This window comes from Lentilactobacillus hilgardii (genome assembly GCF_009832765.1).
GTDB classification, from domain to species: Bacteria; Bacillota; Bacilli; order Lactobacillales; family Lactobacillaceae; genus Lentilactobacillus; species Lentilactobacillus hilgardii.
Window position 1 is genome coordinate 1,877,641 of sequence record NZ_CP047121.1, and the last position, 24,057, is coordinate 1,901,697.

Here is a 24,057-nt window from a genome sequence, read left to right on the forward strand (position 1 = left end):
TAGCACATATAACAGGTCTTGCAGGTCATGAGCAATGGTATACTGGGATTGAAAAGATCTTTAAGAATAGGAGCTTTTAAATGATGAAAGAAATCACAAAAAATATTTTAACAAAAGTTATTCGCAAACGACCAGCCGACAGTTTTAAGGGAACTTATGGCAAGATTGCTTTGATTGGCGGTAACCGAAACTTTGGCGGTGCGATCATCATGGCCTCTTTGGCAGCCGTTTATTCCGGAGCCGGATTAGTCACGACAATAACCGATCCGACCAACCAAACCAGTTTGCATGACTGGTTGCCCGAAGCAATGTTTGTTGACTATAACGACTTTGAAACGGCTTCACCAATTATTAAAGGTGCGGATGTCATCGTCATTGGGCCGGGATTGGGAACGGACAATATTGCACTATCTTTATTAACAAAGACATTTGAGGTAGCTCATACAAATCAAACACTGATTATCGATGGTTCGGCTCTGACTTTACTCGCTCACAATCACCTGTCATTACCTAAATCATCCCTCAACATTCTGACCCCTCATCAGATGGAATGGCAGCGGGTTTCCGGCATTGAAATTGCGGATCAAAATCCAACCGCCAACCAAAAAATTGCAGATCAGCTCAAGGCAATTGTTGTTGTTAAATCACATAGAACCGAAGTCTATGCAAATGGAAAAGTTTATCAAAACACTGGAGGAACACCTGCACAAGCTACTGGTGGAATGGGCGATACCCTTGCCGGCTTAATTGGTGGGTTTACCGCACAATTTGAAAATAAAACAGCTGCAACGTTAGCCGCCGTTTATACCCATAGCGCAATTGCTGATAAACTTGCCAAAAAACAATACGTTGTACTGCCACATCAAATTAGTGAAGCACTCCCTAAATTTATGTTTAAAAATCAGGAAAGCAAAAACGATGATTAAAGGCAATCTGCCAACTTATTTTATGAGTAAACCAAAACGGATTTGGCACATTGGATCCTATCTCCAATTTGTCGAATCCGTTTTTAGTGCCTTTTATTTAATTCTCAATAGCTGCCTAAATCGTGCACTCCTCGGTCCCAAAACCATATCTGCGACTCTGCTTTTAAGGCAGAAGTAAGCGTAAACGTACCCACCGAAAGCAACCCCTATGACCGTCACAACAAGACTGGCAATTCTGCCAAAAGGCGTTGAAACCAACCCTACCAGGTAATTCGCACCATACACAGCTGCAAGTGTCACTACATACATGAGCAGTGAATAAAGGCCAATTTTTCTAAAAGCCCAATTTAAATTTTTCCTTTCGAATCCAAATTGACGATTTAACGACCTGATAATCAGCCAGTTGGCAATCGTCAGCCCGACCGCCGTTGATAATAATGGACCAAACGCACCAAGATAGTAAACACAAGGCCATTGAATAATGAATTTAATTAATGTTCCAACTGCAAAAAACTTAACAGCCCGTCTATTTTGGGAAAGCCCCTGCATAACAGCCGAGATGACCACAAACATCCCCATTGGAATCGAAATCATCGATGAAAACGTCAGGATATTTGCTCCTAACGCTTCCTCATTAACACCATAGAACAAACGATTCAGTGGGCCGGCAATGGCAGCCATCCCAAGAGCCGCCGGTATCATGACAAACATAAATAAAACCATAATCGTTGAATTTTGCTTGGCAATTTCTTTTTTATCGCCATTTGTCAGCGCAACGGATAACATTGGCACAGCGGTAATAGCGAGTGCGGAAGACAGCGATATGGTAATCATAATCAACTTATTTGAATTTACGGCAAACATTGCGTAAAGATCCGATAACATGTCATTGGAATAATTTGTCGCCATTCTCATAATTTTAAAAAAGGTAAATTGGTCAATCAACATGAAAATTGTAATGCCCGCACCTAAAATAATAAACGGAACCGCTTGGGTAATGATTTCATGGTAAAGTGTCCTGGGCTCCACATGTACTTTATTACTGCTATTTGAAACCAGAGAGCGAAATGTATCACGCCGACTGACATAATACCAGCCTAACGTCAACAGGCCTGCAACCGCACCGATAAAAGCCGCAAAAGTCGATTGAGAGACTGCGGTTACCCAATTACCATTGAACACTCTCATAATTAGAAAAGCCGTTATTAACATGTAGGCAACCCGAGCCAGCTGTTCAACAAATTGTGAGATTGCAGAAGGCGCCATTTGTTGGTAACCTTGAAAATATCCCCTGGTTAAACTCATCGTTGGGATAATTAAAATTGCCCAGGCTAAGGAATGAAGGACCGGAACAACATTGGCGTTTCCGCCATCTATCAACGGTGCACCAAAATAAAGTGCTGCAGCACAAATAACACCGGTGCCGATCGCTAATACCAAGCCCCGTTTATATAGTTGAACGCCAATGCCGTACTCATTCAAAGCATTATAATGCGCAACCTGCTTCGCAATTGCCGAAGGAATACCGGCAATCGCTGCAATCAGGAAAAAGCTGTATATGTTGTACCCTAACCCATATAGTGCATTTCCCCGAAAAAAATAATCGCCAAACCATATTCCCCACGGAATAATATAAACGGCACCTAAAAATCTGCTTAAAATACTGCCAGCGGTCATCCAAGCCGATCCGGACAACATTTGTTCCCTGGAATTATCCGAGTGGCTTTGATTATTATCAATCATGATTGTTCCTGCTTTCGTCTGCTTTACTACACTCGTTATATTTTAATAAAGATTCAGATCAATAGCAATCTGGCGTTAACATATTAAAAATTACTTAAGCATCGGCCGATTTATGGAACTGTAATCAAAAAGTATTGTCATTAAGGCTCTAAATGCACTAAAATATTGCTATATGTGTTAAAAAATCGTAGAGGTGAAAAGTTTGTGAGTAAAAAGAGAATCGAATGGATTGACGTTGCTAAAGCAATCGGTATTGTTGCGGTTGTGTTTGGTCACGCCATGACACGCCACGGTACAATGTTTCATTTTTTATATTGGTGGCATATGCCGATCTTCTTCATTATGGGGGGATTTTTCTTAAAGCCGATTATCAATAATAATTGGTGGGGGTTTTTCAAAAAACGGATTCTGCCGCTATTAATTTCTTATTTGATTTGTGGTGGCGGTTTAATCCTACTATCCCATTTTGTTAGGGGGGAGAGTTGGTCATATACAACATTTTATTTTGTCAGACTGCTTTGGGGCGGCCGAACACTCAATCACTACCTGAGTGTCTTCTGGTATATTAATGTTTACTTATTGGCTTTGGTACTTACATCGATCGTAATTACATACGTTAAGACTCGCGAATACCAAATTATCATTGCCTTTATTTCATTAATTGTTTCAACCAGTTACAAACACGTCTGGTTCTTTAAATGGAAGTACATTCCATGGGATTTTGATGTTGCTTTCATTGCATTATTCTTCATGTTATTTGGATATTTGTACTTCCATAAAATTCAACAATTTGTCAAAGATTTATGGATTATGATCCCTTGTGCGCTAATTACACTTTGGATTTTCTGGATGCAGCATATGGACCGGTTCAATTTTGCACTCTTTCTGAAATCCAAAATTATCCATGCGACATTCCATCATATTCCAATTTCCCGTGTTTCTTACATTCTGTTTATTCCAATTTTAGTCTGCATGGTCGTCTTTAGCTTTAGTTACTACTTCTGCAGATTCTTCCCACAGTTTATTATTAAACCGGTTCAATTACTCGGACAACAGACACTTGGTATTATGTATCTGCATAAAGCAGTCATTGATATTATTGACGAAATGGGATATAAAAGTGCTATCATGGAAACTATTTTGGCAGTTATTATCTCGTTCGCTTTATCATTACTTTACGGTTATATTAAACGAAAAGTTAAGGGAACTTCAAATAAGGCGGTCAGTTAAATTCAATGATGTTTAACAAATGGTCAAGACATAATTGCATTTTGTATTGCATCATCGATTAAATGAACTTGAACAATAGTCAATATAAAAAAGTGATGCATGACTTTACGGCATATGCCCCAAGAAGTCATGCATCACTTTTTTATATTAACTTGTTGTTATTGACCTTAACTCTACTTTACAACGATATTAACAATTTTATTTGGAACAACAATTACTTTACGCACTGTTTTACCATCCAAATAACGTTTAACATTCTCATCATTTTTCGCAGCCGACTCAACTTTGTCTTTAGCTGCATCACGAGCAATCTTTAGATGTGAACGAACCTTACCATTCACTTGAATAACCATTTGAACGGTATTCTCAACCAATTCACTTGCGTCATAGGTCGGCCACTTCTCATAAGTAATAGTGCCATCATGTCCTAATAGGTTCCACAATTCTTCGGCAATATGCGGTGCCAACGGCGAAAGCATCTTAACGAACCCTTCCATATATTGAATTGGAAGTGCATCTGCCTTATAAGCATCGTTTACGAAAACCATCATTTGTGAAATACCAACATTAAATCGCATATGGGCAAAATCATTTGTCACAATCTTAACGGTTTGATTATAAACTTTGTCAAGATGGCCGTCATTAATCGTTGTCACTCTGTCTCGCAAGTGATTGTTATCATCAATCATGAGACGCCATACCCGATCCAACCAATGATGGGCACCATTGATACCTTCAGTACTCCATGGCTTGGCAGCATCAATTGGACCCATAAACATTTCGTAAACTCGGAGGGTATCAGCACCGTATTCATCGACAATATCATCAGGATTAATGACATTCCCCTTTGATTTAGACATCTTTTCGTGGTTGGTACCCAAAATCATCCCTTGGTTGACCAATTTTTGGAATGGTTCCGGTGTTGGGACTACGCCCAGATCGTACAGGAATTTGTGCCAGAATCTTGCGTATAGCAGATGCAAAACGGCATGCTCAGCACCACCAACATAAAGGTCAACGGGTGACCAATACTTCAATTTCTCCGGATCTGCAATGGCATGATCATTATGTGGATCAATATAACGTAACCAGTACCATGAACTTCCTGCCCATTGTGGCATCGTATTGGTTTCCCGCTTACCTTTGCGCCCATTTTTATCAACAACGTTAACCCAATCTGTCAAGTTGGCAAGTGGGCTTTCTTTCCCGCCGGAAGTTTGAATGTCCTTTGCTTTTGGCAATCGAAGTGGTAATTCATCTTCGGGAACCAAGGTTGTTTCACCATCTTCCCAATGAATAACAGGAATCGGTTCACCCCAGTATCTTTGACGACTAAAGATCCAGTCTCGAAGTCGATAATTAACTTTCTCTTTGCCGGCATCATGATCCTTAAGCCAGTCAATTGCCGCTTTAATGGCATCTTCTTTGTTCATGCCGTCCATAAACCCTGAATTAAAGTGAGGACCGTCACCTGTATAAGCAGCATCAGCTACATCGCCACCTTCAATAACCGGCACGATTGGTAAGCCGAACTTCTTGGCAAACTCATAATCACGGTCATCATGAGCCGGAACGGCCATAATTGCACCTGTACCATATGATTCAAGCACATAATCACCAATCCAGATTGGTACCTCTTTTCCGTTAATAGGATTGATCCCATAAGCACCCGTAAAGACACCACTTTTATCTTTATTTAAATCGGTTCGTTCCAGATCAGATTTACGTGAAACCTTTTCCTTGTACGCATCAACCTCTGACTTCTGATCGGGAGTTGTAATTTGGTCAACCAATTCGTGTTCAGGAGCCAGCACCATATATGTAGCACCAAATAAAGTATCGGGCCGGGTTGTGAAAACTTCGATTTGATCATCGTCATGACCTTTTACCTTAAAGAAGACACTTGCCCCACGCGAACGACCAATCCAATTTCTTTGTTGTTCTTTAATACTTTCAGGCCAGTCTACAGTATCCAGATCATCAATTAAACGATCAGCGTAAGCAGTAATCTTTAATACCCACTGACGCATCGGCACACGGTATACCGGATAGCCACCACGCTCTGTTTTGCCATCTACAACCTCTTCATTGGCGACAACCGTACCACCCATAAAATCCGGAGCCCAGTTGACTTCTATGTTGTCCTCGTAAGCAAGGCCTTTCTTATAAAGCTGTTCAAAGATCCATTGTGTCCACTTATAATAGGCCGGGTCAGTCGTATTAATTTCGCGATCCCAATCGTATGAAAAACCAAGCGAGCGAATTTGACGTTTAAATGTTTTAATATTTTGAGCAGTAAAACTACGAGGATTGTGCCCCGTCTTCAGCGCATATTGTTCCGCAGGCAGTCCAAAAGCGTCCCACCCCATAGGATGAAGAACATTCTTCCCCTGCATCCGCGCCATCCTGGCCATAATATCTGTTGCCGTATAGCCTTCGGGATGTCCAACATGTAATCCCTGTCCAGACGGATAAGGAAACATATCCAAAACGTAGTACTTATCTTTACTGGTATCATCCAACGTTTTAAATGTTTTATGTTCTTTCCAGTAATGTTGCCATTTTCGCTCAATTACTTCATGATTGTATGCCATTTTTACAACTTCCACCTTTCAAAATTCTTCAAATTAACGAAAAAATGCCCTATAAGAAGCCATATTTAACTTCCTATAGGACGATTAATCGCGGTACCACCTATATTCTTAACGTCGACTACGGACATTAAGCACTTAATGATCGATAACGGCGATTAACCGACCTGACTTACTGAATTCAATCAAGCATTCGACGATGAGTTCGTCACAAATTAATCCGAATTCTCAACAACCATCCGGTTTCTGAAATCAACTTGTCATTACTAATTCGTCTCTTCATTTTCACTAATATTGAGATTATTGCCTATTATCATAACAAATCATTATGCAAAAAACAATACGTGTGCGTGCTATAATAATGGTATTCCAGCTAAAAACGAAAGTAGCGAAAGTCATGATCTTAAAAGTACGGAATAAGTCATTTTTATTAGGCGTTAGTGCTTTCATTGTTTTCTTGATCTTTATGAGCGGCGTCTTAACCCACGCTGATTGGATAAGTAACTTTGACAGTCAAGTGAGTCAGTTTGTAAGAAGTGATCTCACACCTAAATTAACCTTGTTAACCATTCATTTTACACAATTAGCCAATGTCATACCGGTCATTTCATTCACACTCGGCATGACGCTGATCTTGACTTTAACAGACCATTTCCGGGCTGCGGTCTTTCTAGTCATCAACAGTCTGGGGCTGTCTGGCCCTGTCAACATGTTAGTCAAACACTATGTGAATCGCCCACGTCCTACCCTTCATCATTTAGTAACCGTTCACTCCACCAGCTTTCCAAGCGGGCATTCGATGAGCGCTATGATGATTGGAGGGAGCCTCATCATTATCGCAAATCACTTGTTAAAAAAGCGAAGTTACCGAGTGATCTTTGATATCCTAATTGGATTACTTATTTTCTTCATTGGTATTAGTCGAATTTACGTTGGTGTTCATTTTGCCAGTGATGTTGTAGGCGGTTGGTCGTTAGGTCTATGCCTATTATTACTAAGTCAATTTGTCTTTAATCGATTTTTGGGAGGGACAGCATGAACCAATTACCAAATGCACTGCAATTTAGTCATCAGCTTTTAAAAGAAGCTGTATCAACCGGTGATCAAGTGATAGACGGAACTATTGGGAACGGAAACGACACATTATTGTTGGCCAAATTAGTAGGCGAAAACGGGACAGTGTATGGTTTTGATATTCAGCAACAGGCCTTACAACATACTATTAGCTTACTCAAAAAAAATCTTTCCAGTCTCCAAAATGTTCAACTATATAAAAAAAGCCATGCTGAAATTGACAATATTTTAGACGACAACGTTAGAATTTCAGCCGCTATCTTCAATTTAGGTTACTTGCCGGGTGGCGATAAATCAATTATCACAAAAAGTACATCCACATTAACAGCATTAACAGCGTGTTTAAAAAAATTACAGATAGGTGGACTGGTTGTGATGGTGATTTATTACGGCCATCCAGGTGGCAAAAAAGAGGAAAAATCTGTTGTTAATTTTTGCCAGAATTTACCACAAAAAAACTTTGCTGTCTTGAATTACAGTTTTGTGAATCAGGCACATGAACCACCATTTGTTCTCGCCATTCAAAAATTAAAATAATTTCATAACGCCTTATTTTCAGCCACTTCTTCACTTGATTGGAAATAAGGCGTTTTTATGGCCTTTGATCCTGTACATCTGTCTTTTTTCGATCAAACCAATTAATGGCGTATGCGGTTAAAATCAATATTAATCCTACAACGAAAACGTTGTGAAGCGAACTATATAAAATCATCCTTAATTTTGGTAGGATCGCGCCGGACAGTTCATTAGCGGTTTGCGGATTAATGAGCTTATCCATCATTTTTAGCGTTGCACCATCTGTTTGACGGACACCTCGAAGCATTGTCATATTCATCACAATTCCAAAAACAGAAATCATTAACGTCTGCCCAAGCGTCCGGCAAAGCGTATTAAAAGAAGTTGCAACTCCGATTTCAGTCGGTTTAACAACGTTTTGGACACTGATAATAGACGTAGTGGTGGTTAATCCAAATCCTATACCACAAATAGTCGATATCAATAAAAATGCTGTAAATGGCGTGTATGCGGGTATCACTACCATCGTAATGGCACCGATCAGAATAAAAGCCAAACTAATATTAATGATTTGGGAGGGTGATAATTTTACCAATAATTTTCCCGCTACAAATGATCCAACGATCCACATCAAGGAACTTGGTGTCACAGCAAATCCTGCCATTGATGCCCGAAGTCCCAAGATTCCCTGCGTCCAGTCCGGTAAATAAACTTCGTAAGCAATCAAAAAGCCACTCATTAAAGCAATTACCAAATTTTGAACGACAAAAGTCCGATTCCCAAAAAGTTCCATTGGAATTAATGGGTCGGATGCCAGTCGCTCTTTTCTGATAAACATCATTGCCGACACAATTGTCAGTATTGTACAGCCTGCTACGATTTCCCAGCGAATCGGCGTTTGTCCAATCACTTGAAAAGCGTACATGACAGCTAACAACATAATTGTCAGCCAAGCCGTTCCGCCAATATCCATTTTGCTTTCAATCTTTCTCTTTTCCTCATGTAAGAAAAATTGAATCATTAATAATACAATTATCCCGATTGGCAAGTTAATAAAAAAGATCCAGTGCCAGCTGAGATTATCGACAATAAATCCACCAAGCAATGGTGCGATAACGGAAGCAATGCCCCAAGCCGAACTATTTAGCCCTAATACTTGGGCCCTTTTTTCAAGAGGATATATATCAGCAATAATCGTATTAGCGACCGGTAAGATTGCGCCTCCCCCAATACCTTGAATTGCCCGCCAAAAAATGAGTATGATCATTGAGTTAGAAAGCCCCGACATAACCGATCCAATAATAAATATAGTTGTCCCAATCATAAAGATTGGTTTACGGCCAATGCTATCGGCTAATTTACCGTAGATGGGTGTTGCAATTGCATTGGTTAGAAGAAAGATAGAAAAAACCCAGTTCATCAAAGCGACCCCGCGTAAATCTCCGACAATTGTCGGCATCGCGGTTGAAACGATTGTTCCTTCGATTGCACACATAAAAGTAGCAACAAAAAGTGCGATTGTCACCAAAATAATATTTCTTTTAGAAGCTGTTGCAGTCATTAAATGACCCCTTTCATTATTATAAAATGATTAAAATCGAATCCAGTTTTGAGACAGAAAAAGAGCCGGCACAAAATAATCTTTTGTACCAGCCCCATCCCACGTAATTAAATACGTAATTAAAATATTTAGTTAGTTATTAAAATATTCTTTCAGAGCGACAACCTTGTCGGTATGTTCCCAAGGCAAGTCAACATCTGTTCGACCAAAATGACCGTACGCTGCGGTTTGTTCGTAAATCGGTCGCTTTAAATTGAGCATCTTAATGATACCAGCTGGGCGTAAATCAAACAATGCCCGAGTTGCCTCAATCAGCTTTTCTTCGGATACCTTTCCGGTCCCAAACGTATTAATATCAATTGATACTGGTTCAGCAACACCAATCGCATAAGCAAGCTGAATCTCAACTTGATCAGCCAAATGAGCTGCAACAATATTCTTAGCAATGTATCTGGCAGCATAGCTCGCTGAACGATCGACCTTTGTCGCATCTTTTCCAGAAAAGGCTCCACCGCCATGATGCGCATAGCCACCGTAAGTATCAACAATAATCTTTCGACCAGTTAAGCCGGCATCGCCTTCTGGGCCGCCAATAACAAAGCGTCCGGTTGGGTTAACCAAGTATCTGGTTTTATCGTCTAAGTACTTTTCGGGTATCACTTGCTTAATGATTTTTTCAATGACATCTTTACGAACTTGGTCCAGTTCAACGCCATCCGCGTGCTGCGTGCTCAATACAACTGTGTCAACGCGAAACGGTTTGTCATCATCATTATATTCAACCGTTACCTCAGCTTTTGCATCAGGGCCAAGGTAGCCAATAGTCCCATTTTTTCGAAGTTCAGCCTGCTTCCGCATTAACTTATGCGAAAGGGAGATCGGTAATGGCATCAACTCAGGTGTTTCGTTAATGGCATAGCCAAACATCAGTCCTTGATCTCCGGCACCAATCTTATCAAATGGATCGGTATTGCCGTTTCTTTCCTCAAGTGCTTTGTCGACACCTTGCGCAATATCAGGCGATTGTTCATCTAATGCGACAATCACCGCACAAGAATCCCCATCAAAACCATACTTTCCATTACAATAGCCAATTCGTTTGATTGTGTCACGAACGACTTTTTGAATATCAACGTAAGCTTTGGTAGAAATTTCACCAAATACGAGTACTAATCCAGTTGTTACTGAAGTTTCACAAGCTACTCGAGCGTCAGGGTCTTTAGTTAACAAGGCATCCAAAATTGCATCACTGATTTGGTCAGCAATCTTATCCGGATGGCCTTCTGATACAGATTCCGAAGTAAATAAATGTTTTTCGCGCATTTTATTTCCCCCTATATATTTTTTAGGTTACAAGGCTTCTTCACGTCTGGCGTGAATCCTATCGGGAACTCATAACCTAACCATATTATCATAAATTTTTTATTTTTGGAACCCAATTTAAAGACTTCGTTGACCGAATCCAAAAAAACAATTAGGATTAATTTTAAAGACTTTTAAACGAAGGTGAAACTTTGACTACCAAACGTTCAGCTTTGACTCAGTTATCAATTCGGATTCTGATCCCACTTTTTGTGTGGATGCTCTTTTCCAACGTTGGACTAAAAATTTTTTTTATCAACTACCACTTGCTGTATCTCTTTTTTATCGGATTAGGATTCTCCGGCCTGTTGAGTCAAGTTATCTCTAAAAATAAAAATGCTATTATTTTCACCATATGTGATGCCATCGTTGTTCTAATGGGAATTAAAATACTATTGAGTGACCATTCTTTTAACGGCTGGCTGCTGCTGTTGGATTTTGTTTTAGCCAATATATTAATTCTGACAAGCATTATCAACGAGCCACATTGCCAGTGGATCATTTATGGGATCATCAATGGCAGTGGTATTGTTTTTTTATTTAACATTACTTACCATCACTACTTTTCTTTAATGTCATTAATGAGTATTACCCTATTGATTTTTGCAAATATCTTTTTTTCTTTTCCTGTGTTTATGAAAAAGGGCAATAGACTGTCACTATTAATTATATTAGTGTTAATTTTGGCGATTTGTATCACATTAGAATTAACTTTTCTCAAAATTATTTTCATCAGCCTGATTTTAGGGTTCTATTTATTCTTCGAATGGAAGGTTAACAATAATAAATATGACAAACGTAATAATACCTCTTTAATTTGTTTACTTTTATTTTCTTTAGCTGCTTGTCTCTAACCAAATATTAAGCTTTTCTTTACTTACTTTAATTTTATTCAAAGTCATCTGACCAAGCGGATTTTACTCCATTGAAAGTGTTAACATACCAGTTGATCAATAAACGACGGGGGATAAAATTCATTGAATATTAGAGTAATTGGAGACATTCGAACCGGCAAAATACAGCCTTCGTTAACCGGGAATGCCATTGTAGACGATGCGTTAATTCAAAATTTTTGTAATGAATTAAAAAATAGTGTTAATCATGCCAGCGTACCAGTCAATATCATTGCCGAGCATTTTTTCAGCCCAGCCATTCACACAGATGATCTTATTTTGATGGATCAACGAATATCAAGGCTTCTTCCCGATGAAATTCGCTCAAAATATTGTATTATCGATGTCGATCACAATGATCTCGTACGTGGAAACGTTCTAAAAGTACTAGATATCTTGAAACGACTAAACAAAGATTCACAAGAAATTTAATTGACCCATTGAAATAAGCATTCAAAAAGGCTCGCAAGATAGGAAGGGATATTGTATCGTTCAATATCCCTTTCCTATCTTGCGGGCTTTTTTAGCTCTTTAATTAACGCGGGTTAGCTACTGTTTCTTATTTCTGCCTATATAAACCAACAACATGACAACCATTAGTCCGACTGTCAATACAAGTGTATCGAACCATGCTTCCGATCTATCGGCAAAGGGCAACTTAACATTCATCCCATAAAATCCCGAAACAATTGGCGGAACAGCTAGAACCAATGACCAAACCGTCAAAAATTTCATTGTCTGATTTAATCTATTATTTAATATATTTCCGAAAGCAGATTCGGTCTCATTAACAACATTGCCCTGAACATCGAACATAGCCTGACACTGTTTATATTCAATTACCAGATCCGAAATCTGTTGGGTTACCCGTTGCTCGACATCAGCAGTTAACCGCAGTTTCTGCTTTAAATCCCCTTGCAACTCCTCTAAAGCGACCAAATTTCCGGCAGTAGCCGATCGTAAATAAACTAACCGGGTCTTCAAAATGGTCAATTCATCCAATCTTCTATTAGTAATAATCCCCAAACGATGGCCGGCAAATTTATCCGCACGTTGACTCACTTCGTCCAACATCTCAAAATATGGCACAAGTATTGCACCAAGAATCGCAAAAATATGGTCACTAATAAGTAAAAAATCTTGATTGGACTGCTGATTGATTAGTTTAGCCTGATCTTCACCATGACAGGAAGTAATCATCACATCATCATTAAATCCAAGAAATACCGGAACCGTTGTGGCGTTCGTGTCAAGACCATTTGCCAAGGCACGAATCACCAACACATTTGTATCACTGAGCGCATCATAAGTTGCCCGTGGTTGTTCGTGACGATCCAGCATATAGCCTTCAAATTTTTGCGGCAATCGATACTTGGAGATGACGTCATTAAGTTCGTCAGTTCGTGGGTCAATCACTTCGATCCACGTATAAGTTTTGAATTTATGAATAGTTATCATTTATGAATTCCTCACAAAATCTATCATCAAGCATTACCACCAAATTGTAAGGTAAGTATCGTCAAAATTCAATGTGTGTGTGACTAAGTTTAATTTAATGACGGCTGGGCTGTTTAGCGTTAATCAAGTGGTATGCCAGCAACATGATTAAAACAGACACAATCGAAATGATCATTGCAACCCTAGTAGATGCACTTACCAACAGGAAACCAAGGATAAAAATAAAGAATGCCAAACTCAGATAATCTGTTATTGGATAGCCTGGCATCTTAAACCGACTAATTCCCTTAGGATGCGCGCGGCGGTACTTAATATGGACAATTAAGAGAACAACCCAAACCACCACAAAATTGATTGTTGAAACACTTGATACCAAATTAAAGACGCCCGCCGGAATAAAATAGTTTAAAATGACGATAATCAATAAAAATGCGGTTGAAAAATTAAGTGCAATATTTGGCACGCCATTTCGACCGAGTTTGGTTAAGAAATTCGACGCATTACCACCCATACTTAACGCATACATTGTTCGACTCGTACTGAATAAACAACTGTTTGTTGCGGAAATTGCGGCCGTCAAAACAACAAAATTTAATATACCTGCTGCTCCAACAATGCCAACTCCGGAAAAGACCTGCACAAACGGACTCGAAGTTGTTGTAATTTCATTCCAAGGGTAAACGCTCATAACCGCAATCATAGAGCCAATATAAAATAGGCCAATTCGAATGGGTAAACTATTAATTGCTTTTGGCAAATTGTCTTCCGGATCATCAGTTTCACCGGCTGTTAATCCAACCATCTCAATCCCAACAAAGGCAAAGACAACCATTTGAAATGACAGCAGGAATCCATGAGCACCCTTTGGAAAAAGCCCGCCATGACTAAACAAATTGCCAAAGGAAGCCGTTGAATTTCCTACTTTAACTGAAAAAATGGCTAACCCAAAACCAACAATGACCAACAAAATAATTGCAACTACTTTAATCATTGAAAACCATGACTCCAACTCTCCAAATAGACCAACGTTAACTAAGTTTGCCGCAAATAAGCAAAGTAAAATAATCAGAGGAGGAATCCATTGGGGAACGCCTGGAAACCAGTATTTAATATAAATACCAGTTGCCGTTAAATCAGCCATTGCTAAACTAATCCAGCAAAACCAATAAGTCCAGCCGGTAACGAATTCCCACCTGTCACCTAAGTATTCTTTTACAAAATCCAAAAATGAATGTTTTGTCGTATCAGATAATAATAGCTCTCCAATGGCACGCATCAAAAGAAAACAAAAAATGCCAACAACCAAGTATGAAATAATAATGGATGGTCCAGAAGTATGAATAGCACTCCCTGAACCTAAAAACAACCCGGTGCCAATTGCACCACCAATTGCAATCATTTGAATATGTCGACTTTTCAACGAACGCGATAAACTATTTGCACCCTTACTCTTTTCCATAATTTTCCTCCAAACAAGTCTTATAGACAACAAAAAAACGCCCCTAATACTTACAAAATAAGTACCAGGGGCGTCTCTTTAGACGCGGTTCCACCCAAATTCTACAATCCAACTCAGAATTGCCTCTTATTGCAGATAAAGGATGCAGCCCTTGTCATTCGCCATAATCCTGATATCGACTTTCAGCAGTTGCCGACTCTCTTTTCATTAGTTACCAAGTATACGGATTCGTGAACAATTGTCAAGGGTTCATAGACAAGTAGTCAAAAAAGTGGTCATTTATTTGAAGTTTTCGTTGAATTAGTGTATTTTAGACTCAATAAAAGTAAAAGATACTTTTAATTTTCGATTGATGGAGGTTGATTTAAATGGCATCCCATACTGCTCTTTTAATTATTGATTATACAAACGATTTTGTCGCCGATAAAGGTGCATTGTCTTGTGGTATAACAGGCCAAAAGCTGGCACCAAGAATTATCGAACTCGCTAATGAATTTGTATCCAACGGCGACTGGGTGATTCTTCCAACTGACGTCCACACACCAAACGACCCATACCATCCAGAAACTAAACTGTTTCCTTCCCACAATGTCCGTGGTACCTGGGGCCGTGAATTTTATGGCGATGTTGCTAAATGGTATGATCAAAATAAAAACCAAGATAAAGTTTATATGTATGATAAAACCCGTTACAGTGCCTTTGCCGGTACTGATTTAGATATACGAATGCGCGAACGTCATGTAGATACACTTCATCTGGTTGGCGTCTGCACCGATATCTGTGTCCTACACACTGCCGTTGACGCCTATAACTTAAATTACAATTTGGTCATTCACGAAAAAGGTGTTGCTGCTCTCAGTTCGGCGGGACAGACGTGGGCATTGGATCACTTTAAACACGTTTTAGGTGCTTCTGTTATTGACTGAAAGTCCATCGATCTTTGCAATATTTCTCTTTTTATTGTTTAATTGTTTTCGAAGAGATTTTTCGACCTTGATGATCAGAAATCGGGAAAACAATTTTCTTCTCCACAACGCTGGGTAAGCATTTCTTATTTAATGTTGTGTGAATAAGGAGGAACATGAATGAGTGAAAAATTACCAACTTATAATCATGACCAATGGCAGAAAGCCAAGGATGCTGTTTTGGAAGAGTATGAGGACTATAAACAGCTTTTAAGACAACAGGGCGTCGATTACACGATAAAAAATGCTCGTAGACTGCTGATTTATCAAGACTTGGTTGCCGAATGGCAGCACAAATTGGATACAGTTATTACGGATTTGGAAGATAATGTGTTCGCCCTCAGTATCTTTAGGGACTTAAAGACGCGAAAAGTCAGTTCTTTATTGGAACGAGGTTACACACATATTTCAAATTGGCCTGACTTTAACCCGAGTGCGCTGGCTCTTTGGCTTGAACTTGAAGAGGACGAAGCTATGGCGTAGCTTGAAATGATAAGGTAGTCGTAAGCATAAGTAGGCCTGTAATTTATCATTACTTTTAAATTTGCATTTTAAAAATCAAAAACACTCAAAATCGAGATCAGTGATAAGAATGAAGTTTCTTATCGCTGATCTCGATTTGCTTTAAAATGCCACATGTATTTTCTGAACTCAGATTAAACACATTGACTTAATCCTTGTCTTTTTTCTTCTCCCCTTTTTCAGCTTTGCGATTCTTCTTAACATACTCTTCTCTGGTTTGAAGGTCTTTGATGTTAATCTTGATTTCAACCGGCGTTAAATCAGTCATGTCATTTAACGCTTGACATAACTTTGCCGTGACTTTGTCAAACACTGTTGGAATACTTTTTCCATATTCCAAGGTAGCATCCATAGAAAGCTTCACTTTCTTCTCATCATTATCCAAATCAACTTTAACACCCGTTGTAGGGTCGACACTATCTGAAAAACGATCTGTCATTGAATCTATCAGATTACCTTCGAGTGACAAAACGCCATCAACATCTCGAACTGTATTTCCAGCGATCTTTGCCAAAACATCGTCATTATAAGTCAATACCGTTTCTAGACTTGTATTTTCTTGAGCCATGTCAGCTTCCTCCTAAAAATTAGTTGTTCATATATCCCAAATAACTTAATTATTTAACTCGTTCATCATGAACCGAGTTTGCAATCTCATCCTTTTGACTGTTACTTTGCTGCTCCCATTCTTTTTTGGTTAAAACATCATTGATATTCAAATTCAGTTCTACAACATCTAATCCAGTATAATTTTTGATCGCGTTTTGCGTCCTTGTACATATTTCATCAAAAATTTTTCGTGCATCGGATCCATATTCAATTGTCGCATCCATATCCAATGCAACTTGTTTATCACCTACCTCCGCGTCTATGCCTTTAGTTGGATCCGTTTTTTTAGAAAATCTTCCCGCAAGCTCACTAATCATACCGCCATCTAATGACAATACGCCATCAACGTTGCGACAGACAAGACCAGCAATTTTTTCGATTACCGCATTATTAAACGTTAGTTTCCGAGTTAATTCAGTGTCTTGGGTTACTTTTGTGTCCATTAAGCTCAGCTCCTTTTTATGATTTCAAACATCTGCTTTAATCATCGTTAACTAATTGATTAATCAAACTTTTAATGCCACCAAATTTGCCAACAACAGCGCCAATCAGAGCACCTGCAATTCCCAAGGTCAATACAAGCATGACCCCGTTAAAACCGCTGAAGGCCCAAACAACGCCGCACACCATACCAATAATGCCACCATACACAATTGAGTTCATGTTGCTCCCTCCTAAACCACTCGAGGCTGACGCGTTCGCTTATTTTTCATAGAATCGCGAGGCTTTACCTTTACACTTACCTTTTTTACCGGAATATCCATTATTCGACCAATTTCTTTAACCACGATCATTTGAATCTCTTCTCCTATTTTTACCAAGCCCTCATTGTCACGACCGACTGAGGAAATTCTTACCCGTGTCTTTCTCTTTCTCCCAGTAATCCTGATGTTGGCCTTTACATCGGTAACAGATCCTTGAGATAGAATCGCTTCCTGCAAGACTTTCTCAACCGCTCGTTGAGAGATACTTAATTTCCCATTTGGTGAGTGAAACTCAAGGCTCTTCACCTTGGTTGGTGCCAATAATGAAAAAAGTATACCAATTATGCAGGTTAACCCAATCAGGATGCTAAAACCAAATGCCGCCAATTCAACCCAGATATCAGATGTTTGGGTAGTCCCAATCACAACTTTTGATAGATAGTCAATTGGAACCACCAATCCGACAAACCACAAACTTTGGACCAGCCCAATGACACTTAAAATCAGAATCGCAAATTTTGAAAAATGACGCATGGGTTCTCCTCCTTTCAAGAGGTCAGCCCTAACTGGCCAATCCGCGAGTTAATAAGGAAACCAGGAATACCAGGATTACTGCCCCAACAACTGCCGGAACAATTGCGATTTCAGCCAGTTGCGGTCCCCAAGAACCCAGTAGTGCTTGGCCAAGCCATGCCCCAACGAGCCCAGCAACAATGTTGCCAATCCATCCAAGCGGTAAATTGCGACTGGTAATTGCCCCTGCGATTGCTCCAATAACACCACCAATGATCAGTGTCCAAATTAAACTGAGCATCATCATCATCCTTTCCGCTATAGAGATAAAAAACGTCATAGCATTTTCGCTATGACTTAAGTTTACAATAATTTATTTCTTATTGTGTGAATAAGTTATGAAAAAAGATAGGCTTTTTTAAGAATTAATTTGGTCAATAAAGTGCCCTTTACAAAACAGGAATTTTTAGAAATATCATCATCAATGCCCATATCATAAGGCTAAAAGCCACCTACTTAATAATCAATGATGAAGCACCCGCCAATAACGCAACCACAAAAATCAAACTCATCATTGCGATATGAAATCGTTTATGCATCACAAACAACGCCAGGTACTCTCGGATAACTGCATTTGGTAAATAATAAAAAGGTGTTTTGGCACCGATTCCAGTTGCTGGAATACCTAATTTACCAGCCAGAATACCACCACGCAACGTATGAAAATTATTTGTAACAAAGACAATTTTGTTATCATCACGACCACTATCGTTTTTAATGATCCGGTCGGAAAAGATCAAATTTTGTCTCGTGTTAATCGATTTATCTTCAACAAGTGTATCGGTTTCGGGAACCCCTTGATCTAGGGCGTACTTTTTCATAGCAACACCCTCGGGAATTTTCTCGTCTCCACCTTGACCACCAGAAAAAATCAATTTAGCGTGTTTGGCCGTTTTTTTCAGTTGCAAATGATAAAATTCAATCCCTTTATTAATACGATTTCCAAGTAGTCTGCCAACTTTGTAGCCATCAATTAAGCCACTTCCTAAAACAATAATATAATCCTTGTCATATTTTGGAAAATACAGGTTATAAACAATCATCGAAACCATCGTATTCCAAACCGTTAAAAGAATATAAAAAATAAACAATGTCAAAAACATGGTAATAAAATTTTGAATTGGTTTTGGTGCATTTATTGGATCAAACAAGAAGAATATATCAACTAAAATGACACCTATTCCAAGAATCAAGGTCAGAGAACTGCTAAGACTTCGTCCTTCTCTTTTCCACGCAAAATAGGCGTTAATAAATAAGAATACAAAACTGAAAATTAATCCACCACCAACTATAACCACAACCGCCATAAGCAAAATCGCAAAGATTGCTGCAAGCAACACATTTTGAATCACTACCAATGCTTCAAACAAAAGCGCCATAAAGCACAGAAGATTCAAATTAATCAGCCAGCCAATAACAGATGTGTTTCTTTTTTTAATTAGATATGTTGCCAAGACTACAAGCAAAACCACTTGAATACCCAGCATCGTTAATAATCCCGATAACATCGTAAGTTCCCCTTTCCCAATACAAAATAAATCTAGCTAAGAATCTGTTTCAATCTTAATTCTAGTCTTTCATACTTAAATACACCTTATTAATATAATTTATACCAAAACAAAAGAGCTGGAAATAACCGTTCATCCAGCCCTTAATAAATGATTCAGTAAGGTATTCCAATCTTCCCAGTTACTTAAGACTGGCATCATGGATTACTATCTTTCCTTACACCAAACATAGTATTGATAATTTGAATTTAAGTTTAAGCACGAAACTAAACAGTTGGTCGCTGCTTTCATCGCGATGATAGGTCGTCGCTTTTAACAACGCCATTATCAATCCCCCATAATGATAACAACGACACTGCTTCAATACTTTATTGATTAGATTGCTTTGAATTATTAAAGTCATTCATCTCTTGTGAAGAAAAGTCTTTAACAAAGTCCAAAATCTCTCTGACTTTATCTTCACCATAATGTGTAATCCATTCATCAAACCTAGCAGTAGTTAACTCGGTCACTTTGCTTTCAACCTGTTCACCACTTTTAGTCAGATGAAGATATAATCTTCGTCGATCGCTTTCTGCCGGCTTTTGATAAATATAATCATGTTGTAATAGAACTTTGATTTGCCGTGAAATTGCGCTTCGCGTTACCTTTCGTTCACTCGCAATGTCCATTAATGAAACATGTTCGCGATCAGCGATTGTATGCAATATCAAATACTGTTCAAAAGACAATCCGTACTTCGTCGCCGGCTCTGAAACAAAATTATCCAGATACTTAAGCGATGACAGATACACATTAATTGCCTCTTGCAATAATTCTTCGTGCGTTTTTGTCATTTCCCTCACCATTCCCCAATAATTATTAATATCAATACTGCACTAATTATATATTGTCTGTACTGTTGTATCAACAATATACCGCTAGTTTTGGGAATTTTTTGAGTATCTGCCTTATAATTGATACTAGAAAATGATTATTGGAGGTCACATGTCAGATATTTTAACTCAGACCATTCATCAAATTGAATTAGGGATTTTTAACCGTTTTGTTCAAATTGCAACCAAGCATCACCTTCATTACGTTGCAACCGGTGGCACTCTTTTGGGTGCCATTCGGCATCACGGATTTATTCCCTGGGACGATGATATGGATATTGCCATGCTAAGAGATGACTATCAACGTTTCTTGAAAATTGCGCCAAAAGAATTTAAAAATGACCACTATTTTTTACAAACCCCATGGAGTGATCATAATTTCGCACTAAGCTATGCTAAAATTTTAGATCAAAATACTTTTATAGAAGAACACAATAATATTAATAATGCTCGAAAGGGTGTTTTTCTAGATATCTTTCCACTCGATAAAATTCCAACTTCAGATGCAAAACGTCGACGACAAATGATCGATATCAAAAGACTCGATAGCCGAATTTACCTTAAATTGCGTTATAATATTATTGATAACCCAATTAGAAAGTTTTATGGTGCTCTCTCTACAGAACAAATAGACACAGCAAATGACTTTAAAAAAGCCCGAGAGAATATGATGACTGCTTATAATGACCGCGTAAACCTAGATCAGGTCAAGAATCTAGCGTCTCAATATGCCTATGAAAAAGAAATCTTTTCACTTGAACAGCTTCAAGAAACTGAAATCGTTCCCTTTGAGGACACGCAAATTATCGTTCCAAGTGACTATGATGCTATTTTGAAACAAATGTACGGTGATTATTTAAAGCTGCCGCCAGAAAATCATCGCTCGGAAAAACACATTATCAAGCTTATTTATAATAATCAAGAATTCGAAAGATAACGAGTTACTTGCATTCGGGCATCATTTTTGGTAGTTTATTGGCAATTAGTTATTAATAGATTGAAGGTGTTATTATGTTTGATCCTAACCAATCACGTTTCGCTAGCTTTAGTATTGTTTCAACCTTGCCTGACCAAGCAATCGACAATGTTTGGTTTATTATCGACAATGATTTACAAAATGTTTTCCCATTATCAAATTTAATCAAGTTTAATCTAGTTAATAGTGATGGGAAGCTTTCATATGATTTTATCCAAGGAAATGAATTGGTCGCTACGTTTGACTCACCTTATCCATACGATAACAGTTACCCCAAGTCATTAGTTGTCTATGACAGTGGCAACCGCCAAATCATCGCAACACCATCGGAAATTAACATTTAAGTACAAAGAGCTGGTCAACATTAAATTGTTGGCCAACTCTTTGTTTGTAAAAACAAAAAAAGATAACCATTTAAAAATTGGTTATCACTTTTGTAAACCTCTGACTGCTCCGGCTGGGTTCGAACCAGCGACCTCTTGATTAACAGTCAATTATTCTACCACTGAACTACGGAGCAAAAATATATTTTGTATCAAACGCGATATAATATTTATATCATATCTAACACGGAAATGCAATAAAAAATGAATAAAAAAAGATTTTGCTTAGAGACTCATTTGAGAAAATCCCTAACTGCTCCGGCTGGGTTCGAACCAGCGACCTCTTGATTAACAGTCAATTATTCTACCACTGAACTACGGAGCAAAAATGTTTTTCTAAAAACAACATATATATTTATAACATAAATTCTCATATCATGCAAACCTAAATTAGTTTTTTTATCAGGCAATATGATTTTCTTTTAAAATGATGCTGATTTCTTCTTTCATTTCAGGTGTTTTTTTCCACTCCTCAAAATGATCCATATCTTCGGTTGGCATCACGTAATTTTCATTAATATAACGCTCATATTTCTGCACGTGAGGTGAATGAGGGATATTTAGTTGTAATATCCTAACCTGCTTAATAAAACCTCTCTCAGCGGCTAATTCGGCCCTTCCATTTTGAACCATATTGCTTATTTCAATATATTTTGTCCCATCATTTCGGGTGATTTCTTCAATTAATGTCAAAACCTCATGGCTTTTCATCTGTTAAGCTCCAATCCTATTTTGCTCCACCAAATCATTATACACAAAAAAACTGATGGCACAAAGTGTCCATCAGTTTTTTTAAGAGAGAAAGAGAATTGATTAGAAGGTATTTATTTAGTACCCATGAATAATATAGCGTTTTCTGTAAGCGCTGTCAACTTATTTTTAAAAATACGTCGGCATTTCCATTTTTTATCAAAATGTCGTCGTATTTACAACGTTATGATTAACTACTTCGCATCCGGTAAATGTAACACATCCGATGGATGCATCAATAAGGATGGATCATTCAGCACATGCCCGACAGAATACCCTGAAATATTAACAAGGCAGAAGAAAATGACGACTAACAAAACAGCCCATGTCAGTAATTGATTCCCAACTGACATTTTTTCACTAATAACTGAACTGTAAAATAGCCTGTGGACTTTTGAATGAACGTTTTTCTCTTGAGGTGCCGCCTTCTGCATCTCTTCGGTAACTTGTTTTTGATAATTTTGAATACTGAAGTTCTTCTGTACATTTTTCCGTTCAGTTTCAAAATCATGCTTTTCCTTTTTACTCAGTTTCTTAAACCATTTTGTGAACTCACGGTATTTAGTGGTGACTTCTTTCGTTTCGCCAACCATTTTTAATTCACCATAATTAATCCAAGCAACTTTGTCGCACAACATTTCAATTTGTTTTAAAGAATGGCTGACGAAAATAATCGTCTTACCCTCCTGCTTAAATTCCGTTATCTTATCAACACATTTTTGATAAAATGTATCATCACCTACGGAAAGGGCTTCATCGATGATTAAAATATCCGGATTAATATGAACAGCAATTGCAAACCCAAGTCTCGAACGCATTCCGCTTGAATAGCTTTTAACCGGTTGATCAACGAAATCCCCAATATCGGCAAACGCAATAATATCGGGCATCATTTCATCAATTTCTTCATTGGTAAGCCCCTGCATGAGTGACTTCAGTCGAATGTTCTCACGACCGGTTAAATTATTACGCAAACCTGCGTGAATGGCAACAATTGACGTATCTCCACGAACATCCACATACCCCGTCGTTTGCGGTATAATTCCGGAAATAATGTTAGATAATGTTGATTTCCCGGAACCGTTAACGCCGATCAATCCCAACGTTTCACCAGGTTGAATGGTCAATGAGATGCCCATAAGTGACCAGAAATGAGGAATTTGATGCTTTGAGATCGCAAAGAACGACCGTAACTTTTCAGATTGAGTTTTAAAAAGATCATATTCCTTGGTAACATTTTGTACTTTTACTTTATAATTTTCTTCCATGATTGTGTCTCCTACTTCAGAGATTAAACTTTTCGTCAAATATTATAACAGATATCCAAATAAAAATAAGAGGCCGAGAGAAAAGCTTAATCTTTTGCTCCCAACCCTTAG

The 24,057-nt window shown here is 38.4% G+C and carries 25 protein-coding genes, 2 tRNA genes, 1 riboswitch and 1 other annotated feature; of the genes, 10 read left to right on the top strand and 17 right to left on the bottom strand.

Annotated features, from left to right (window positions below):
• Window positions 1-80 precede the first annotated feature (80 nt).
• Window positions 81-926, top strand: coding sequence for an NAD(P)H-hydrate dehydratase (locus GQR93_RS08825; protein WP_003554444.1), 846 nt, complete (start codon window positions 81-83; stop codon window positions 924-926).
• A gap of 93 nt (window positions 927-1,019) precedes the next feature.
• On the opposite strand, the gene GQR93_RS08830 is transcribed toward GQR93_RS08825, so the two are convergent.
• Window positions 1,020-2,669 carry a putative polysaccharide biosynthesis protein gene (locus tag GQR93_RS08830; RefSeq protein WP_003554447.1) on the bottom strand — a complete coding sequence of 550 codons (1,650 nt, stop codon included), beginning with the start codon at window positions 2,667-2,669 and terminating at the stop codon, window positions 1,020-1,022.
• Window positions 2,670-2,873: 204 nt separating this feature from the next.
• Between GQR93_RS08830 and GQR93_RS08835 the strand changes: the two genes are divergently transcribed.
• The gene (locus GQR93_RS08835) at window positions 2,874-3,899 is read left to right on the top strand and encodes an acyltransferase family protein (protein WP_223801744.1); all 1,026 of its coding nucleotides are present in this window, start codon (window positions 2,874-2,876) and stop codon (window positions 3,897-3,899) included.
• Window positions 3,900-4,072: 173 nt separating this feature from the next.
• Here the strand turns inward: GQR93_RS08835 and leuS are convergent, their stop codons facing one another.
• Complete coding sequence (leuS, locus tag GQR93_RS08840) at window positions 4,073-6,493, bottom strand: leucine--tRNA ligase (RefSeq protein ID WP_035444792.1); 2,421 nt, start codon at window positions 6,491-6,493, stop codon at window positions 4,073-4,075.
• Window positions 6,494-6,566: 73 nt separating this feature from the next.
• Window positions 6,567-6,779: a binding site (T-box leader), on the bottom strand.
• 108 nt (window positions 6,780-6,887) lie between these two features.
• Here leuS and GQR93_RS08845 point away from each other — a divergent pair.
• Together GQR93_RS08845 and GQR93_RS08850 are read left to right on the top strand one after the other, a co-directional pair.
• Entirely contained in the window at window positions 6,888-7,529 is a 642-nt protein-coding gene (locus tag GQR93_RS08845) for a phosphatase PAP2 family protein (RefSeq protein WP_223801745.1), read from the top strand.
• Complete coding sequence (locus GQR93_RS08850; protein WP_003554454.1) at window positions 7,526-8,101, top strand: class I SAM-dependent methyltransferase; 576 nt, start codon at window positions 7,526-7,528, stop codon at window positions 8,099-8,101. Before GQR93_RS08845 ends, GQR93_RS08850 begins: the two co-directional genes overlap by 4 nt.
• A 55-nt stretch (window positions 8,102-8,156) precedes the next feature.
• Here the strand turns inward: GQR93_RS08850 and GQR93_RS08855 are convergent, their stop codons facing one another.
• Window positions 8,157-9,641 carry an MDR family MFS transporter gene (locus tag GQR93_RS08855; RefSeq protein WP_003554457.1) on the bottom strand — a complete coding sequence of 495 codons (1,485 nt, stop codon included), beginning with the start codon at window positions 9,639-9,641 and terminating at the stop codon, window positions 8,157-8,159.
• A 132-nt stretch (window positions 9,642-9,773) separates the two neighbouring features.
• Entirely contained in the window at window positions 9,774-10,964 is a 1,191-nt protein-coding gene (metK, locus tag GQR93_RS08860) for a methionine adenosyltransferase (protein WP_159298744.1), read from the bottom strand.
• A riboswitch (SMK box riboswitch) is annotated at window positions 10,962-11,044 on the bottom strand. (Overlaps the previous gene by 3 nt.)
• A 111-nt stretch (window positions 11,045-11,155) precedes the next feature.
• Here metK and GQR93_RS08865 point away from each other — a divergent pair.
• Both GQR93_RS08865 and GQR93_RS08870 read left to right on the top strand, forming a co-directional pair.
• Window positions 11,156-11,857, top strand: coding sequence for a hypothetical protein (locus GQR93_RS08865; RefSeq protein ID WP_225442023.1), 702 nt, complete (start codon window positions 11,156-11,158; stop codon window positions 11,855-11,857).
• A gap of 123 nt (window positions 11,858-11,980) precedes the next feature.
• The gene (locus GQR93_RS08870) at window positions 11,981-12,328 is read left to right on the top strand and encodes a hypothetical protein (protein WP_003554463.1); all 348 of its coding nucleotides are present in this window, start codon (window positions 11,981-11,983) and stop codon (window positions 12,326-12,328) included.
• Between the two features lie 117 nt (window positions 12,329-12,445).
• Here the strand turns inward: GQR93_RS08870 and GQR93_RS08875 are convergent, their stop codons facing one another.
• Window positions 12,446-13,354 carry a magnesium transporter CorA family protein gene (locus GQR93_RS08875; RefSeq protein WP_003554465.1) on the bottom strand — a complete coding sequence of 303 codons (909 nt, stop codon included), beginning with the start codon at window positions 13,352-13,354 and terminating at the stop codon, window positions 12,446-12,448.
• A 94-nt stretch (window positions 13,355-13,448) separates the two neighbouring features.
• The gene (locus GQR93_RS08880; RefSeq protein ID WP_003554467.1) at window positions 13,449-14,813 is read right to left on the bottom strand and encodes an amino acid permease; all 1,365 of its coding nucleotides are present in this window, start codon (window positions 14,811-14,813) and stop codon (window positions 13,449-13,451) included.
• Window positions 14,814-15,181: 368 nt separating this feature from the next.
• On the opposite strand from GQR93_RS08880, the gene GQR93_RS08885 reads away from it, so the two are divergent.
• Both GQR93_RS08885 and GQR93_RS08890 read left to right on the top strand, forming a co-directional pair.
• Complete coding sequence (locus GQR93_RS08885; RefSeq protein ID WP_003554469.1) at window positions 15,182-15,739, top strand: cysteine hydrolase family protein; 558 nt, start codon at window positions 15,182-15,184, stop codon at window positions 15,737-15,739.
• Window positions 15,740-15,898: 159 nt separating this feature from the next.
• Window positions 15,899-16,261: a hypothetical protein gene (locus GQR93_RS08890; RefSeq protein WP_003554471.1), complete on the top strand. Its 363-nt coding sequence runs from the start codon at window positions 15,899-15,901 to the stop codon at window positions 16,259-16,261.
• A 187-nt stretch (window positions 16,262-16,448) separates the two neighbouring features.
• Here the strand turns inward: GQR93_RS08890 and GQR93_RS08895 are convergent, their stop codons facing one another.
• The 7 genes from GQR93_RS08895 to GQR93_RS08925 all read right to left on the bottom strand — a co-directional run bounded on the left by GQR93_RS08895 (window position 16,449) and on the right by GQR93_RS08925 (window position 20,542).
• A complete protein-coding gene (locus tag GQR93_RS08895; RefSeq protein ID WP_003554473.1) occupies window positions 16,449-16,868 on the bottom strand; it encodes an Asp23/Gls24 family envelope stress response protein in 420 nt (139 codons plus the stop codon).
• Between the two features lie 49 nt (window positions 16,869-16,917).
• The gene (locus tag GQR93_RS08900) at window positions 16,918-17,352 is read right to left on the bottom strand and encodes an Asp23/Gls24 family envelope stress response protein (protein ID WP_003554476.1); all 435 of its coding nucleotides are present in this window, start codon (window positions 17,350-17,352) and stop codon (window positions 16,918-16,920) included.
• A 37-nt stretch (window positions 17,353-17,389) separates the two neighbouring features.
• The gene (locus GQR93_RS08905) at window positions 17,390-17,572 is read right to left on the bottom strand and encodes a hypothetical protein (RefSeq protein WP_003554478.1); all 183 of its coding nucleotides are present in this window, start codon (window positions 17,570-17,572) and stop codon (window positions 17,390-17,392) included.
• Between the two features lie 11 nt (window positions 17,573-17,583).
• Window positions 17,584-18,147 (bottom strand): alkaline shock response membrane anchor protein AmaP, encoded by a 564-nt coding sequence (amaP, locus tag GQR93_RS08910; RefSeq protein ID WP_003554481.1) that lies wholly within the window; start codon window positions 18,145-18,147, stop codon window positions 17,584-17,586.
• Between the two features lie 28 nt (window positions 18,148-18,175).
• A complete protein-coding gene (locus GQR93_RS08915; RefSeq protein ID WP_035444795.1) occupies window positions 18,176-18,427 on the bottom strand; it encodes a GlsB/YeaQ/YmgE family stress response membrane protein in 252 nt (83 codons plus the stop codon).
• A 211-nt stretch (window positions 18,428-18,638) separates the two neighbouring features.
• Window positions 18,639-19,694: a YdcF family protein gene (locus tag GQR93_RS08920; RefSeq protein ID WP_003554485.1), complete on the bottom strand. Its 1,056-nt coding sequence runs from the start codon at window positions 19,692-19,694 to the stop codon at window positions 18,639-18,641.
• Between the two features lie 368 nt (window positions 19,695-20,062).
• Window positions 20,063-20,542: a MarR family winged helix-turn-helix transcriptional regulator gene (locus GQR93_RS08925; protein WP_003554487.1), complete on the bottom strand. Its 480-nt coding sequence runs from the start codon at window positions 20,540-20,542 to the stop codon at window positions 20,063-20,065.
• A 139-nt stretch (window positions 20,543-20,681) separates the two neighbouring features.
• On the opposite strand from GQR93_RS08925, the gene GQR93_RS08930 reads away from it, so the two are divergent.
• Together GQR93_RS08930 and GQR93_RS08935 are read left to right on the top strand one after the other, a co-directional pair.
• Complete coding sequence (locus tag GQR93_RS08930) at window positions 20,682-21,506, top strand: LicD family protein (protein ID WP_035444796.1); 825 nt, start codon at window positions 20,682-20,684, stop codon at window positions 21,504-21,506.
• Window positions 21,507-21,580: 74 nt separating this feature from the next.
• Window positions 21,581-21,889 carry a DUF960 domain-containing protein gene (locus GQR93_RS08935; protein WP_003554491.1) on the top strand — a complete coding sequence of 103 codons (309 nt, stop codon included), beginning with the start codon at window positions 21,581-21,583 and terminating at the stop codon, window positions 21,887-21,889.
• Between the two features lie 104 nt (window positions 21,890-21,993).
• Here GQR93_RS08935 and GQR93_RS08940 read toward each other — a convergent pair.
• The 4 genes from GQR93_RS08940 to GQR93_RS08955 all read right to left on the bottom strand — a co-directional run bounded on the left by GQR93_RS08940 (window position 21,994) and on the right by GQR93_RS08955 (window position 23,946).
• A tRNA-Asn gene (locus GQR93_RS08940) sits at window positions 21,994-22,065 on the bottom strand.
• A 116-nt stretch (window positions 22,066-22,181) separates the two neighbouring features.
• Window positions 22,182-22,253: transfer RNA gene (locus GQR93_RS08945), tRNA-Asn, on the bottom strand.
• 77 nt (window positions 22,254-22,330) lie between these two features.
• Window positions 22,331-22,639 carry a hypothetical protein gene (locus GQR93_RS08950; protein ID WP_003554493.1) on the bottom strand — a complete coding sequence of 103 codons (309 nt, stop codon included), beginning with the start codon at window positions 22,637-22,639 and terminating at the stop codon, window positions 22,331-22,333.
• A 233-nt stretch (window positions 22,640-22,872) separates the two neighbouring features.
• The gene (locus GQR93_RS08955; protein WP_003554495.1) at window positions 22,873-23,946 is read right to left on the bottom strand and encodes an ABC transporter ATP-binding protein; all 1,074 of its coding nucleotides are present in this window, start codon (window positions 23,944-23,946) and stop codon (window positions 22,873-22,875) included.
• Between the last annotated feature and the right edge of the window lie 111 nt (window positions 23,947-24,057).

Bases quoted from the DNA above. Each gene is read 5' to 3' on its own strand.
- GQR93_RS08825 (WP_003554444.1), top strand. From the start codon at position 81: ATGATGAAAGAAATCACAAAAAATATTTTAACAAAAGTTATTCGCAAA.
- GQR93_RS08830 (WP_003554447.1), bottom strand. From the start codon at position 2,669: ATGATTGATAATAATCAAAGCCACTCGGATAATTCCAGGGAACAAATG.
- leuS (WP_035444792.1), bottom strand. From the start codon at position 6,493: ATGGCATACAATCATGAAGTAATTGAGCGAAAATGGCAACATTACTGG.
- GQR93_RS08845 (WP_223801745.1), top strand. From the start codon at position 6,888: ATGATCTTAAAAGTACGGAATAAGTCATTTTTATTAGGCGTTAGTGCT.
- GQR93_RS08850 (WP_003554454.1), top strand. From the start codon at position 7,526: ATGAACCAATTACCAAATGCACTGCAATTTAGTCATCAGCTTTTAAAA.
- GQR93_RS08855 (WP_003554457.1), bottom strand. From the start codon at position 9,641: ATGACTGCAACAGCTTCTAAAAGAAATATTATTTTGGTGACAATCGCA.
- metK (WP_159298744.1), bottom strand. From the start codon at position 10,964: ATGCGCGAAAAACATTTATTTACTTCGGAATCTGTATCAGAAGGCCAT.
- GQR93_RS08875 (WP_003554465.1), bottom strand. From the start codon at position 13,354: ATGATAACTATTCATAAATTCAAAACTTATACGTGGATCGAAGTGATT.
- GQR93_RS08880 (WP_003554467.1), bottom strand. From the start codon at position 14,813: ATGGAAAAGAGTAAGGGTGCAAATAGTTTATCGCGTTCGTTGAAAAGT.
- GQR93_RS08885 (WP_003554469.1), top strand. From the start codon at position 15,182: ATGGCATCCCATACTGCTCTTTTAATTATTGATTATACAAACGATTTT.
- GQR93_RS08890 (WP_003554471.1), top strand. From the start codon at position 15,899: ATGAGTGAAAAATTACCAACTTATAATCATGACCAATGGCAGAAAGCC.
- GQR93_RS08895 (WP_003554473.1), bottom strand. From the start codon at position 16,868: ATGGCTCAAGAAAATACAAGTCTAGAAACGGTATTGACTTATAATGAC.
- GQR93_RS08900 (WP_003554476.1), bottom strand. From the start codon at position 17,352: ATGGACACAAAAGTAACCCAAGACACTGAATTAACTCGGAAACTAACG.
- GQR93_RS08905 (WP_003554478.1), bottom strand. From the start codon at position 17,572: ATGAACTCAATTGTGTATGGTGGCATTATTGGTATGGTGTGCGGCGTT.
- amaP (WP_003554481.1), bottom strand. From the start codon at position 18,147: ATGCGTCATTTTTCAAAATTTGCGATTCTGATTTTAAGTGTCATTGGG.
- GQR93_RS08915 (WP_035444795.1), bottom strand. From the start codon at position 18,427: ATGCTCAGTTTAATTTGGACACTGATCATTGGTGGTGTTATTGGAGCA.
- GQR93_RS08920 (WP_003554485.1), bottom strand. From the start codon at position 19,694: ATGTTATCGGGATTATTAACGATGCTGGGTATTCAAGTGGTTTTGCTT.
- GQR93_RS08925 (WP_003554487.1), bottom strand. From the start codon at position 20,542: ATGGTGAGGGAAATGACAAAAACGCACGAAGAATTATTGCAAGAGGCA.
- GQR93_RS08930 (WP_035444796.1), top strand. From the start codon at position 20,682: ATGTCAGATATTTTAACTCAGACCATTCATCAAATTGAATTAGGGATT.
- GQR93_RS08935 (WP_003554491.1), top strand. From the start codon at position 21,581: ATGTTTGATCCTAACCAATCACGTTTCGCTAGCTTTAGTATTGTTTCA.
- GQR93_RS08950 (WP_003554493.1), bottom strand. From the start codon at position 22,639: ATGAAAAGCCATGAGGTTTTGACATTAATTGAAGAAATCACCCGAAAT.
- GQR93_RS08955 (WP_003554495.1), bottom strand. From the start codon at position 23,946: ATGGAAGAAAATTATAAAGTAAAAGTACAAAATGTTACCAAGGAATAT.